Below are 12905 nucleotides of genomic sequence, written 5' to 3'. Positions count from 1 at the left end.
CGGCTGCGAGCCGACTCGTCGGCGATGAATGTGGAGTCATGCGCCACGTAACCTCTGACCCATGCCAGCCTCCCGCCTGCACCGCGTCGCCGTTCTCGTGCTCGAGGGCGCGAAACCGCTCGACGTCGGCATCCCCGCGCAGGTGTTCACGACCCGCGCGAGCATGCCGTACGAGGTGCGGGTGTGCGGGGCGACGCCGGGCCTCGTGACCGGCGGCGACGGGCTCGCCTACTCCGTCGCGCACGGCCTGGAGGCGCTGGAGTGGGCCGATATCGTCTTCGTTCCCGGCTACCGCCACCCGGACCGCGAGGATCCGCCGCAGCCGGTGGTCGACGCGCTGACCGCCGCTCACACCAGGGGCGCGCGGCTCGCCGCCATCTCCACCGGCGCCTTCGCGCTCGCCGCCACGGGCCTGCTCGACGGCAAGCGGGCCACGACGCACTGGCACTACACGCGTGCGCTGGCGGACAGGCATCCGCTGGTGAAGGTCGACGAGAACGTGCTGTTCGTCGACGAGGGCAGCGTGCTCACCTCGGCCGGGGCCGCCTCCGGCATCGACCTGTGCCTGCACATCCTGCGCGGCGATCTCGGGGTCGCCGCGTCCAACCACGCGGCCCGGCGTCTGGTCGCCGCCCCGTACCGCAGCGGCGGCCAGGCCCAGTACGTGCCGCGCAGCGTCCCCGAACCGCTCGGCGAGCACTTCGCCGCCACCCGCGAGTGGGCACTGCACCGCCTCGGCGAGCCCCTCACCCTCGATCTGCTGGCACGGCAGGCCGGGGTCTCGGCGCGCACGTTCTCCCGGCGCTTCGTCGAGGAGACCGGCTACACGCCCATGCAGTGGGTGATGCGCGCCCGCATCGACCTGGCCCGCGAGCTCTTGGAGCGGTCGCAGCGCAGCGTCGAGCAGATCGCCGCCGACGTGGGCCTCGGCACCGGCGCGAATCTGCGCCTGCACTTCCAGCGCATCCTGGGCACGACGCCCAGCGAGTACCGGCGCACCTTCACCCGAGGTGAATAGCCCCGCCCGCCACGGTGCGGCCTGCTGTGTGGCGGGATCCTTTTGAACCGTGGCGATCTCGCCACTGTCCGCGGCGCGGGCGGCGAGCGAGCCTGGTGGCAAAGGGAAGGGACCCCATTCATGACTCGCATCGCCATCAACGGATTCGGCCGCATCGGACGCAACGTGCTGCGCGCACTCCTCGAGCGCGACACCACCCTTGAGGTCGTGGCCGTCAACGACCTCACCGAGCCCGCCACGCTCGCCCGCCTCCTCGCCTACGACTCCACGGCCGGCCGCCTCGGCCGCCCGGTGACCGTCGACGGGGACACCCTCGTCGTCGACGGACAGCGGATCAAGGTGCTCGCCGAGCGTGAGCCGGCGCAGCTGCCGTGGGCCGAACTCGGGGTCGACATCGTCCTGGAAGCCACCGGCCGCTTCACCTCCGCCAAGGCCGCGCGCGCCCACCTCGACGCGGGTGCGCGCAAGGTCCTCGTGAGCGCCCCTTCCGACGGCGCCGACGTCACCCTCGCGTTCGGCGTCAACACCGACGCCTACGACGCGGACCTGCACACCATCGTCTCCAACGCCTCCTGCACCACCAACGCCCTCGCCCCGCTGGCCAAGGTGCTCGACGAACTCGCCGGCATCGAGCACGGGTTCATGACGACGGTGCACGCCTACACGCAGGAGCAGAACCTCCAGGACGGCCCCCACCGCGACCCCCGCCGCGCTCGCGCCGCCGGCGTCAACATCGTGCCGACCACGACCGGCGCCGCCAAGGCGATCGGCCTGGTGCTGCCGAACCTCGACGGCAAGCTGTCGGGCGACTCCATCCGCGTCCCCGTGCCGGTGGGCTCGATCGTCGAACTCAACACGACCGTCGCCCGCGACGTCACCCGCGACGAGGTACTGGCGGCGTACCGCACCGCCGCGGAGGGCCCGCTCGCCGGTGTCCTGGAGTACTCCGAGGACCCGCTCGTCTCCTCCGACATCACGGGCAACCCGGCCTCGTCGATCTTCGACTCGGCCCTGACCCGCGTCGACGGCCGCCACATCAAGGTCGTCGCCTGGTACGACAACGAGTGGGGCTTCTCGAACCGCGTCATCGACACCCTGGAACTCCTCACCGCACGCTGACCGGACCACGGCCGCACCCCACCACCGGCGAATGGCGACCCAGGACCCGGTGGTTGGCGGCAGCTTCTGTTGAGTGATCGGGTCGTGCAGCGCCTCTTGTCGCTCCGTCCGTTCTGTGACCGTGGCCGGGTGCTCGTGGTCGGTGGGCCGGTCGTCGGACCCTGATGCGCAGTTGGTCGTCGACGCGTGGCAGCGCGCATCAGCACGGTCGACGGAAGTGGTGCGCAGGCGCGGCTCACTCCGCGGCATCACGGATAGGCGCGGTTGGCCGCCGGGCCGCCAGGAGTGCGGCGCGGATGTCTGCCACCGCTCGTGGGTCGGACAGGGAGCGGGCCGTGAGTTCCTCGATGCGGCGCAGGCGGTAGCGGACGGTGTTGGGGTGGACGAAAAGGCTCCCTGCCGCGTCCGTGGCGGAGCCGCCGGAGTCGTACCAGTGCTCCAGGGTCTGGAGGAGACGGGCGCGCTCCGGGGCCGGGAGATCGAGCAGGGGCCGGAGAACCACCTCCACCAGGTGCGTCGCCTCGGCCGGGGCCGCGGCGACGACCATCGCCAGCGGGTCGTCGTCGAACCGTGCCACGCCGGGGCCGGTGCCCTGGAGGCCCGCCAGTGCCAGCCGGGCGAAGCGCAGGGCCTGAGGGGTGTCCCGTAGGGAGTCGAAGGACGGGCTGACACCGACTCGGGCACCCGCGCGGCGCAGGATGCGCAGGCAGGTGCTCTCCGCCGTCGCCGTGGGCAGGGCGGCCAGGCCGATCTGCTGGTCGGGCAGCAACCGCCAGGCGAAGTGGACCTGGGCCCGTCGCAGGGCCGACTCCGTTCCCCCCAGCGGCTCCTCGCCGGGAGCGTCGGTCGCAGCGGCGACGACCACGTACGGCCCTCGGTCGGGCAGCCCCAGCTCGCGGGCGGCCTCCCACAGCGTGCGGTCGGCGATGGCGCCGGTGAACAGTGCTTCCACCAGCGCCGACCGGCGCGCCTGACGCCGCGAGGTCAGCTCGGCGGTCGTCTCCCGGTAGGCCGCCGCCACCGCCTCGGCGTAACTGCCGAACAGGGCCCAGATATCCGCCGACTGGGACACCAGCTGGGCGTCGGTGACCTCGGGAATGTGGCGTGCCTCGGTGAGGATCTCCTTCCACACGAGCTCGAAGCCGATCCGGTACGCGTGCAGGGTGTCGGCCAGCGGCACACCCTGCTCGGCGCGGATACGGCCGGTCTCGCGGGCCGGGCTCGGGTCCCGGGCGTCCGCGCTGCCGAGCTGGTTCAGGAGCAGGTCCGCGTTGGCGGTGCAGGAGCCGCGCAGCGAGTCGAAGGGGATCAGCGACTCGTCCTTGTAGGCATCGACGTCCGAGCGAATGCGCTGCGCCATCAGCTCGCCCAGTTCCGGCAGCCTCGCCCGCAGCGCCGACACCACTCCTGAGAGGTTCATTACCGCAGCGTAACGCCACTGTTTTGTTCCCAGGAACAATCCGAGGAGGCAGACGCTGTCATCCCGCACATAGGCCGACACCACGGACATCTGCACGATGTCGTCAGCGTGAACAGCGGATTTCGACGGTGACATGCGTGGAGGCGATCATGGCCAATCTGGCTCAGTTCCTGGTGGAGACGGCCCGGCGGCAGCCGCGACGCCCCGCGCTGCGGCTGGGAGGCCAGGTCATCAGCTACGCGGAGCTCGACGAGCGCAGCGCCCGCGCCGCCGCGCTGCTGCGGGCCGAGGGGGTACGACCGGGAGACCGGGTCGCGCTGATGCTGCCCAACGTTCCCGAGTTCGTCGCCCTCTACTACGGCGTACTGCGCGCCGGAGCGGTCGTCGTACCGATGAACCCGCTGCTGAAGACCCGCGAGACCGAGTACCACCTGCGCGACTCCGGCGCGGTGCTGCTCTTCGAGTGGCACCAGGCGCCGGGCGAGGGTGCCCCGGGCGCGGCCGCCGCTGAAGTGCGGCACGTGGCCGTGGAACCCGCCGCCTTCGCGGAGCTGTTGGCCGGTCACGAGGCGCTGGCGGAAGTGAGTGAGCCGGACGGCGACGACGTGGCCGTACTGCTCTACACCTCCGGCACCACCGGTCGCCCCAAGGGCGCCGCTCTCACGCACGCCGGGCTGCGGCACAACACCGAGATCAACGCGGCCGAGGTCCAGCGGATGACGGCCGACGACGTGGTCGTGGGCTGTCTGCCGCTGTTCCACATCTTCGGCCAGATCTGCACGATGAGCGTGACCATCCGCGCCGGCGCCTCGCTCACCCTGATCCCCCGCTTCGACCCGCAGACCGTGCTGGACGCCATCGCCCGCGACCGGGCCACGATCTTCGAGGGCGTACCGACCATGTACGCGGCGCTGCTCCAGCACCCGTCCGAGGCCGATGTGTCCACGCTGCGGATGTGCGTCTCCGGCGGAGCCTCGCTTCCGGTGGAGATCCTGCACGGCTTCGAGCAGCGCTTCGGCTGCGTCGTGCTGGAAGGCTTCGGCATGTCCGAGACCAGTCCGGTGGTCACGTTCAACCACCCCGACCGCCCGCGCAAGGCCGGCTCCATCGGCACCCCGATCAGGGACGTGGAGGTGCGCCTGCTGGACGACAAGGGCCAGGACGTGGCCCTCGGCGAGATCGGCGAACTGTGCGTGCGCGGCCCGAACGTGATGAAGGGGTACTGGAACCGCCCGGAGGAGACGGCGGCCGCCATCCCCGACGGCTGGCTGCGCAGCGGTGACCTCGCGCGCCAGGACGAGGACGGCTACCTGTACATCGTCGACCGCAAGAAGGACATGATCATCCGCGGCGGGTACAACGTCTACCCGCGCGAGATCGAGGAGGTCCTCCACGAGCACCCCGCCGTGGCGCTGGCCGCGGTGGTGGGCGTGGCCGACGCGCACCTGGGTGAGGAGATCGCGGCCGCGGTGGTGCTGCGCCCGACAGCACAGGCCACACCCGAGGAACTCCGGGAGTTCGTCAAGGAGCGGGTGGCGGCGTACAAGTATCCGCGCGAGGTGTGGCTGGTGGACGCGCTGCCCACCGGGCCGAGCGGCAAGATCCTCAAGAGGGAGATCAGCGCGCCGACGGGGTGAGGCGATGGGGCACCCCAAGGCGGGATGCCATGGGGTGGGGCAGCCGGGTGACGCGTCGGAAGGCGGACGCGTCACCCGGTCCTCGGGCGGAGGCAGGGGCGGGCACGGCGCGGATCCCCCCGTAGATGAGGGCGAGGCCCGCGCGGTCAGAACCAGTGCAGGCAGTGCGGGGCGCGGTCGGCGCGGAACAGGGCGTCGGCGAGGGTGGCCGCCTCCGGGCGGTGCGCTCGGACGTGTCCGGCCCGCACGAGGGTGCTCGGGGCGGTGCCGCCGAGGTACATCGAGCCCAGGTCGCGCACGTCCAGGGACAGGTCGGGCTCCCGGTCCGTCGGGACGCAGTCGGCCTTGCCGTCCCTGACGGTCAGCAGGTGGCGGCCGCGCTCGGCGAGGAACGGGTCCTCGACGTCGAGGACGAGCTCGCCGTCCGCGAACCAGCCGCGCGCCCCCAGCGCACGCGGGACATCCAGCAGCCGTACGTAGAGCCAGTCCATGTCGCCGCTCACCTCGCCGGCGCGGAAGTCCGCGAGCTGCCAGCGCAGCGGGTGCTGGGGCGGGACGTGCTTGAACACGACCTTGGTGACCAGGTCGTGTGCGAGTACGAACCGGGCCAGGGCTGTGAAGACGGTCTCGTCGCCGGCGATGGTCTCGTCGACGGTCAACGTGTCGCCCTCGACCAAGTAGCTGGCGTACCCGTCGGGGACGCCGGCGGCGTCCCGGTGGACGGCGATGTAACGCGGCGCCGGGGAGATCGGGGGCTGGCCCGCGCGCAGGGCCCACCAGCGGTGCGGCCGGGACAGCGCGCCAGGCTGGGCGCGGCGATAGCGGTCGTAGACCTCTTCCAGGAGCTCCCCGCACTCGGTACGACGGAGCACCTCGACCGAGCCGTTGTCCGGGCCGGGCGCCGGCGCGTCGGCCGCTGCGCGCGCCCGGGGACGAGCGAGGGCGGCCCGGTGGCGCTCCACGGTCAGCCGCTGCGTGTAGGTCGCCGGTCCGTAGCCGAACCTGCCGTAGATCGGGGCCTCGGAGGCCAGCAGCACGGAGAGGAACTCCCCGCGGGCCCGGAACTCGGCGAGCTGATGGCGCATCATCGCGCTGAGCACGCCCTGGCGTCGGTGCGAGGGCAGGACGCCGACAGCGGTCACCCCGGGGGCCGGCACGGGGATCTCACCGGGCAGGGTGAGCTCGAAGGAGTGCGCCCCGGCGGTGCCGACGGGCCGCCCGTCCGCCGTCAGGGCGAGCAGGCAGCGGTCCATCTCGAGGGCCGACCACCACAGCCCGCCACCCTCGACCGGGGTCTCCGGGAAGCGCCCGAACGCGGCATGCACGGTGTCGACGAAGACGTCGAGATCCTTGTCGGTCGTAGGACGAATCTCCATCGCTGCCGCTGCCTCCTCGGGATACCGGCACCACGGCTCATGGTGCCTGGCCACACTGCAGCGTTGCGCCGTGGCCGGGTCAAACGAATTACGGGTCACGGGCCGGGGGCGCGGACCGACGCACGTCCGGTCGCGCCTGTGGTCGCAGACGCGGAGCTGGGGCACGCTGTCGCAGCGGAGGTGCAGCGGGCGGGCAGCCGTCGGTCGAGGTAGGCGCGCGGGCCGTCCGGCTCGGCGTCGTGGGCCACGTATCCGAGTACCCGTCAGACCGTACGAGTGCGTGCGCGACGCCACGCCACGGGCTGTCCTGACCGAGTCCGTGCACGCCGACCAGGCGCCGGCGCCCCCCGCAGCAGCGGGGCGTGCCACTCGTCCGGCAGGGCGCGGAACCGCAGGACAGGAAGGTGTGGGCGGTGTAGGTCAGCCCGATGTCGAGCAGCGGTATCCGGATCACGCGCTTCGGCAGGTGCATCCGTACACGGATCGCCGGGTTTCCTCTGGCGTCCCGCTCGTCCGTGACGCCCAGCCCGGTCGGGCCTGCACCATCAACACTCAACGCGGCCACCGGCTCCTCCACCGAATCGCGCATACGCCGTCGAACCGGTGGGGTCGGCAAGCGAAGATAGCGTCGGGCATGTGCCGCAGGCGCTCACCTTCAACCGCGAAGAGCCACTCCAGGAGCCGATGATGGACGACGACATTGAGCTGATCAGCGACGGCGACGGCCTGGCGGTCATCGGAAGTCCGACGGCTGTCGAACGCTTCCTCGTCTCCGAGAAATTGCCGTCGAAGGACCTTGGGCTGCCCCGGCTGGGAGCCGCCCTGAGCGCTGTGGCCGGCGCCGCGCAGACTGGATCCGAGATCGCGGCCAACTCAGGTCGCTGGGTGAAGTTGACGGAGCAGTCCGCGCAGGCTCTCAAGAAGTACCGGCTGATGAAGGGTTCGCACCCGGGTGTCAGCCGTGCCGTGGTGACGGAGAACGGCAAGATCAAGGGCCTGCTCGAAGTCGTGAAGACGCCCGGATCGCTCCTGTCCAACCCGGGGCTGATGGCTGGTGCGGCGGGGCTCATGGCCCAGCTGGCGATGCAGCAGACCATGAGCGAGATCACCGACTACCTCGCCGCGATCGACGCGAAGGTCGACGACGTGCTCCGGGCCCAGGAGGACGCGGTGTTGGCGGACATGATCGGGGTGGGCATCGTCATCGACGAGGCCATCACCGTCCGCGAGGAGGTGGGCCGGGTCTCCGAGGTCACGTGGTCGAAGGTGCAGGCCGCGCCGATGACGATCGCGCGGACGCAGGCCTACGCCCTGCGGCAACTGGACGCGCTCGCGGAGAAGTTGGAGGACCAGACCAAGATCGGTGATCTCGCCAAGGCGTCCAGGGAAGCAGAGGGCACAGTGCGGGAATGGCTCGCTGTGCTGGCTCGGTGCTTCCAGTTGCACGACGCGGTCGCCGTCCTCGAACTCGACCGCGTACTGGACGCGTCTCCGGATGAACTGGACCGGCACCGAGCCGGACTTCGGACGGCCCGGCAGAAGCGGATAGAACTCATCTCCCAGAGCACCGAGCGCCTGTTGGCCCGCGTGGACGCGGCGGTCGGCACGGCCAACGCGAAGGTACTGCTGCACCCGAACGCGTCCCCGGCCGTGGTGCAGTCGGGCAACCATGTCGCGGTCACCGTCGACGACTTCCACGGGCGGCTCGGGATCGAGCGCGGGCAGCAGTCGTCGGACGCGAGACGATGGGTGGACGCGGCCGCGGAGGCGCGGGGTCGGGTGCTGGAGGCGGGAGCGGACGGCGTCGACGCCGCCAGACGCATCGGTACCGAGACCCTCGGCCGGGCCAGATCGGTGACCGGCAACCTCTCCAGCGGGATCGCCGAGCAGGTGCTCCGTCGGCGCGGGAGCGGCAAGGAACGGGCCGAGGAAGGCTGAGGCGACCGTGGGGCGAAGTCTCATCGCTCCTCACCGGCCAGTAAGGGATGGCGAGTTGAGCGGGGACGTCATACGGGGTGCAGGCAGCGTTCCGGTGCACTACCACCAGTTCGACGTCAGCGACGAGGGCGGGGCCACCGGTCCGGATCTGGCCCGCGGACACAACGGGCTCGTGCGGGTCGCCGACGGCATCATCACCGTCATGACCGGAATCCACACCGGTGAGGTCAGCGTCACCGTCGCCCTCAGCCACAGCGAGCCCTCCCCCGACAGCGGTGACTGGCAGGAGATCGTGGAGCTCTCCGCGCACGCCGCGTCCGGTGAGCTCCTGGTCCGCGGCATCATGGCCGACTTGGACGAGGAACTTCCCGTCCTGTCGTTCAACGGCCCCGGCGACTACCGCCTCCGCGTGCACGCCCGCGGCCGGGACTCCGCCGTCGACATGGCGCCCGACGAGATCACCGAGTGGTACCTCATCCAGGCCTGGCCGGCCTCCGCTCAGGACACGAGGGTGCTCCGCAGCCGCGACGCCTACGGAGCCACCGTGCGCGCCCGTTGAGCGTCAACCCCGGCGATCCCGACCGACCACGTCAGCTGACCGAGTCGACCAGCAGCTTCGCGGCCACCGTCGCCCCGTCGGTGCGGATCGTGGCGGCCACGGCGGCCGCTCGTGTGCCGGTCTCGGGTCTCAGAGTCGCCTCCAGCGCGGCCGACAAGGACGGGAAGGTCGGAGTCGGACCGTCGTGGGCCACGCCGATGCCCAGTTCCGCCACCCGGCCCGCCCAGTACGGCTGGTCCGCCATCTGGGGAACGACCACCTGGGGCGCGCCGACCCGCGCGGCCGTCGTCGTGGTGCCCGCGCCGCCGTGGTGGACGACGGCGGCCACCCGGCCGAACAGCGCCTGGTGGTTGACCTCGCCGACGGCGAAGCAGTCCTCCCGGTCGTCGGCCGGCGCCAGGTCAGCCCAGCCGCGCCCGAGGACGATACGGCGGCCCTGCGCGCGGACCGCCTCGACGGCGATCTGAGCGATGTCGGCCGCGCTGTGCATCGGCATGCTGCCGAAACCGACGTACACCGGCGGTGCGCCCGCGTCCAGGAAGGCCACCAACTCGGCCGGGAGCGGGCGCTCGTCCGGCAGGATCCAGGTGCCGGTCTGGACGACGTCGAGGTCCGGCGTCCGCTGCCACGGGTCCAGAACCGGGTCCGTCGCCAGCCAGGGCCGGTCGCCGATCACGTAATCGCGGACATGCTTCACCGGAGGCATCCCGGCGGCCGCCCGGTTCGTGTTGAGCGCCTCGCCGAACAACGCGTCGATGCTCTGCGCGTCCAGATCCCACAGCACCTGGTGGTCGGTCACCTCCGGCGGGAACGGCCGCCCTTGGTACGCCAGCGGCCGGCGGTGCACGGCCGGCAGGGTGAGCTGCTGGAAGGTCACGGACACGGAGCGGATGCCCAGCATCTCGGCCACCGACAGCGCACCGGCCGCGGCCGGCATCATCCCGGTCGCCACCAGCACGTCGCATCCCTCGGCGGCCGCGGGGAGCACCTCGAACTGCCCCGCGATCACCTCGGCGGCGCGCCGCGGCAGGCCGGAGGCGGGCGGGGACTGTGTCGTCCACTCCCGCGCCGACCGGCTGACGGGTACCAGCGGCACACCCACACCGCCCAGCCGCCGCGCGAAGTCCTCGTCGGGCGGCGCGCACACCCGTACCTCCGCGCCGAGTTCCCTCAGCCGCAGGGCGAGTCCCACCAGCGGTTCGACATCCCCGCGTGACCCGAACGTCGACAACAACACACGCACTTCGCGACACCCGTTTCCGTTGCTTCCTGCCTCGGCTGGTGATTCTGCGCTACGACGGAGGCCTTGCCGCAAGCCCCGGGGTGCGCGCTACGTTGGCCGTGGCCATAGGGGGCCCTTCCCACCGTGTCGGCTCGGCAGCGATCAGGTGGGACGCTCGAGCGGCAGGCCGAAGGCGGGGAACAGGTCGGCCCGGTGGAAGGCGAGCACTGAGGCGACTCCCGCCTCGGTCACGGTCAGCACCTGCAGATAGCGCGCGTGGAAGCGACCGTCACGGCCGCGGGTGTACAGGGCGAAGGCGGGCTGGCCGTTGGCGGACGTCTCCACCATGATCCGGCGCCCGGCGCCCGGCAGCAGCTTGGCGGCGAGCAGACGCAGGACGTCCTCCCGGCCGCTGAACCAGGTCGGCACCGGGGGCATCTCCCATCGGACGTCCTGGGTCAGGAGCCCTTCGAGGGCGACCAGGTCCGCCAGCTCGAAGGCCCTTGCGTACTCATCGAGCAGGGCCCGGCGGCGGGGCTCATCGGGTTCGCTCAGCTGGTCCTCGGCGGGGGCCACCCGGGCGAGTTCGGCCCGCGCGCGCTGCAGCGAGCTGTTGACTGCCGTGGTCGTCGTACCGAGGGCGGCGGCGACCTCGGCGGCCGGCCAGGCAAGGACGTCCCGCAGGATGAGCACGGCCCGCTGCCGCGGCGGCAGGTGCTGCAGCGCGACGACCATCGCCAGCCGCAGGCTCTGCCGTATCCCGACGACGTGGGCCGGATCGGCGCTCAGTGAATGATCGGGGAAGGGTGCCAGCCAACTCGCCTCCAGCATCGGCGCGTCCAGGTCGGCCGGATCGGTTCCTGGCGCACCGAGTGCCGAGGGCACCAGACGGCGACTGCTGTGCTTCAGGGCGTTCAGGCACAGTCGTGTGGCGATCCGGTACAGCCAGGTCCGGACCGAGGAGCGCTGCTCGAACTCCCCGAAGCCCTTCCAGGCGCGCACATACACGTCCTGGACCACGTCCTCCGCGTCGTGCAGCGAGCCGAGCATCCGGTAGCAGTGCGCGATCAGCTCACCGCGGACCTGTGCGAACTCCTCCTCCAGGTTCATCGCAGCTCCTCCACCGGTTCGGGGTGAGTGATCGGGGTGCCGGGCGGCGCGCTGTGCCGTACGCCGATGCAGAGTCCCGCCGCCGCGCCGAGCAGCGACAGTACGCCGGCGGCGGCGAAGACCCGGGTGAATCCGTTGGGGAAGCTCGCGTAGCCACCTGCGGCGGCGAAGACCGCGGCGAGGACGGCCACTCCGGCAGCCCCGCCGAGCTGCCGCATCATGCCGTACACGCCGGAAGCGAGCCCGACGGCCTCGCGGGGCAGTGCTCCCAGCGCCGCGCTCTGCGCCGCCGGCAGGGCCATGGAGACGCCGCATCCGGCCACGATCAGCGGCGCCACCAGGTCGCCGTACCGCCCCGTACTCGTGCTCGCCACGCTGATCCAGAACATGCCGACGGCCTGCAGCGCCAATCCCGCGGCGACCAGCGGGCGTTCGCCCACCCTGTCCACAAGGCGGCCTGCCAGCGGTGACACCAGGAAAAGCGTGCCGGTCCACGGCAGCAGCCGCAGCCCCGCCTCGAACGGGTCGTCGGCGAAGGCCGCCTGCATGTACTGGGCCATGAAGAACACCGCGCCGAACAGCGCCGCGGTGAGGAAGAAGCCCGCCGCGTTGCCGGCCGAGAACGCCCTCGACCGGAAGCCGGCCAGGGGCAGCATCGGCTGCGGCGCACGGCTCTCCCAGAGCAGGAAGGCCACGAGCAGTACGACGCCCGCCGACAGCGAGCCGATCACCTCGGGACTGCCCCAGCCCGCCGGGGCGCCCCGGACCACGCCCCAGACCATGCCGAGGACGGCCAGGGTGATCAGCGCGCCACCGGGCAGGTCCAGCCGGCGCACCGCGCCCCTGCTTTCGCCGATCCGCAGCAGGACGAGCGGGACCGCCACCACGCCCACCGGCACGTTGATCCAGAAAATCCACTGCCAGGCAAGTCCCTCGGTCACCGCACCCCCGACAACCGGACCGGCCAGCACACCGAGGCCCGTCAGACCGCTGAAGACACCCGTTGCCCAGCCCCGCCGTTCGGGCGGAAAGGCCGCGCCGATCAAGCTCATCGCCAGCGGCATCACGGCGGCCGCGCCGACACCCTGCACGGCCCGCGCGGCGATCAGCCATGCGACGGACGGTGCCAGCGCGCAGGCCGCCGAGGCGAGGGAGAACAGACCGAGGCCGGCCGCGAACATCCGCCGCCTGCCCCATCGGTCGCCGAGCGCCGCCGCGATCATCAGCAGCATGGCGAAGCTCAGGGTGTAGGCATTGACCGTCCACTCCAACTGTTCGATCGAGGCCCCGAGATCCTGCCTGATGCTGCCCAGCGCCGCCGCCACCACAAGCACGTCCAGCGCCACCATCACCGCACCGAGCGAGGCCAGGCCCAGCACCCAGCGCTGCCCGGCGGTCGTGCGGTCCTTGCTGCCCACGAGAGGTCCTCCAGAAAGTCGCCGTCACTGATACCGACAACCCGGAGCGCTCCGACTCATCGCCGCGATGAGTCAGGGGTGTTCGCGT

At 71.7% G+C, this 12905-nt stretch carries 10 protein-coding genes; 5 read left to right on the top strand and 5 right to left on the bottom strand.

All coding sequences use genetic code 11. The annotated features are described in order from the left end of the window. The first annotated feature begins 61 nt into the window (after positions 1-61). Together AC068Z_RS35300 and gap are read left to right on the top strand one after the other, a co-directional pair. Positions 62-1018: a GlxA family transcriptional regulator gene (locus AC068Z_RS35300; protein WP_478565269.1), complete on the top strand. Its 957-nt coding sequence runs from the start codon at positions 62-64 to the stop codon at positions 1016-1018. Positions 1019-1138: 120 nt separating this feature from the next. Continuing rightward, the gene (gene gap, locus AC068Z_RS35295) at positions 1139-2137 is read left to right on the top strand and encodes a type I glyceraldehyde-3-phosphate dehydrogenase (RefSeq protein ID WP_478565266.1); all 999 of its coding nucleotides are present in this window, start codon (positions 1139-1141) and stop codon (positions 2135-2137) included. 235 nt (positions 2138-2372) lie between these two features. On the opposite strand, the gene AC068Z_RS35290 is transcribed toward gap, so the two are convergent. After that, complete coding sequence (locus AC068Z_RS35290) at positions 2373-3557, bottom strand: PucR family transcriptional regulator (RefSeq protein ID WP_478565263.1); 1185 nt, start codon at positions 3555-3557, stop codon at positions 2373-2375. Positions 3558-3706: 149 nt separating this feature from the next. Here AC068Z_RS35290 and AC068Z_RS35285 point away from each other — a divergent pair, with 149 nt between their 5' ends. Beyond that, complete coding sequence (locus AC068Z_RS35285; RefSeq protein WP_478565260.1) at positions 3707-5194, top strand: long-chain-fatty-acid--CoA ligase; 1488 nt, start codon at positions 3707-3709, stop codon at positions 5192-5194. A gap of 146 nt (positions 5195-5340) precedes the next feature. Here AC068Z_RS35285 and AC068Z_RS35280 read toward each other — a convergent pair whose 3' ends face one another. Next, positions 5341-6570: a GNAT family N-acetyltransferase gene (locus tag AC068Z_RS35280; protein ID WP_478565257.1), complete on the bottom strand. Its 1230-nt coding sequence runs from the start codon at positions 6568-6570 to the stop codon at positions 5341-5343. A 687-nt stretch (positions 6571-7257) separates the two neighbouring features. Here AC068Z_RS35280 and AC068Z_RS35275 point away from each other — a divergent pair. Both AC068Z_RS35275 and AC068Z_RS35270 read left to right on the top strand, forming a co-directional pair. Next, entirely contained in the window at positions 7258-8508 is a 1251-nt protein-coding gene (locus AC068Z_RS35275) for a hypothetical protein (RefSeq protein WP_478565469.1), read from the top strand. 55 nt (positions 8509-8563) lie between these two features. Beyond that, the gene (locus tag AC068Z_RS35270) at positions 8564-9067 is read left to right on the top strand and encodes a hypothetical protein (protein WP_478565254.1); all 504 of its coding nucleotides are present in this window, start codon (positions 8564-8566) and stop codon (positions 9065-9067) included. A gap of 31 nt (positions 9068-9098) precedes the next feature. On the opposite strand, the gene AC068Z_RS35265 is transcribed toward AC068Z_RS35270, so the two are convergent. The 3 genes from AC068Z_RS35265 to AC068Z_RS35255 all read right to left on the bottom strand — a co-directional run bounded on the left by AC068Z_RS35265 (position 9099) and on the right by AC068Z_RS35255 (position 12817). Beyond that, positions 9099-10304, bottom strand: coding sequence for a glycosyltransferase (locus AC068Z_RS35265; protein WP_478565466.1), 1206 nt, complete (start codon positions 10302-10304; stop codon positions 9099-9101). Positions 10305-10451: 147 nt separating this feature from the next. After that, the gene (locus AC068Z_RS35260) at positions 10452-11399 is read right to left on the bottom strand and encodes an RNA polymerase subunit sigma-70 (protein ID WP_478565251.1); all 948 of its coding nucleotides are present in this window, start codon (positions 11397-11399) and stop codon (positions 10452-10454) included. Then, a complete protein-coding gene (locus AC068Z_RS35255) occupies positions 11396-12817 on the bottom strand; it encodes a DHA2 family efflux MFS transporter permease subunit (protein WP_478565248.1) in 1422 nt (473 codons plus the stop codon). Before AC068Z_RS35255 ends, AC068Z_RS35260 begins: the two co-directional genes overlap by 4 nt. Positions 12818-12905 lie beyond the last annotated feature (88 nt).

It is taken from the genome of Streptomyces sp. NPDC043726, assembly GCF_056436565.1.
This window is presented reverse-complemented; position numbering and strand designations above follow the sequence as displayed.

Excerpts from the sequence above, each read along its gene's own strand:
- AC068Z_RS35300 (WP_478565269.1), top strand. The coding sequence starts at position 62 with ATGCCAGCCTCCCGCCTGCACCGCGTCGCCGTTCTCGTGCTCGAGGGC.
- AC068Z_RS35290 (WP_478565263.1), bottom strand. The coding sequence starts at position 3,557 with ATGAACCTCTCAGGAGTGGTGTCGGCGCTGCGGGCGAGGCTGCCGGAA.
- AC068Z_RS35275 (WP_478565469.1), top strand. The coding sequence starts at position 7,258 with ATGGACGACGACATTGAGCTGATCAGCGACGGCGACGGCCTGGCGGTC.
- AC068Z_RS35260 (WP_478565251.1), bottom strand. The coding sequence starts at position 11,399 with ATGAACCTGGAGGAGGAGTTCGCACAGGTCCGCGGTGAGCTGATCGCG.
- AC068Z_RS35285 (WP_478565260.1), top strand. The coding sequence starts at position 3,707 with ATGGCCAATCTGGCTCAGTTCCTGGTGGAGACGGCCCGGCGGCAGCCG.
- AC068Z_RS35280 (WP_478565257.1), bottom strand. The coding sequence starts at position 6,570 with ATGGAGATTCGTCCTACGACCGACAAGGATCTCGACGTCTTCGTCGAC.
- gap (WP_478565266.1), top strand. The coding sequence starts at position 1,139 with ATGACTCGCATCGCCATCAACGGATTCGGCCGCATCGGACGCAACGTG.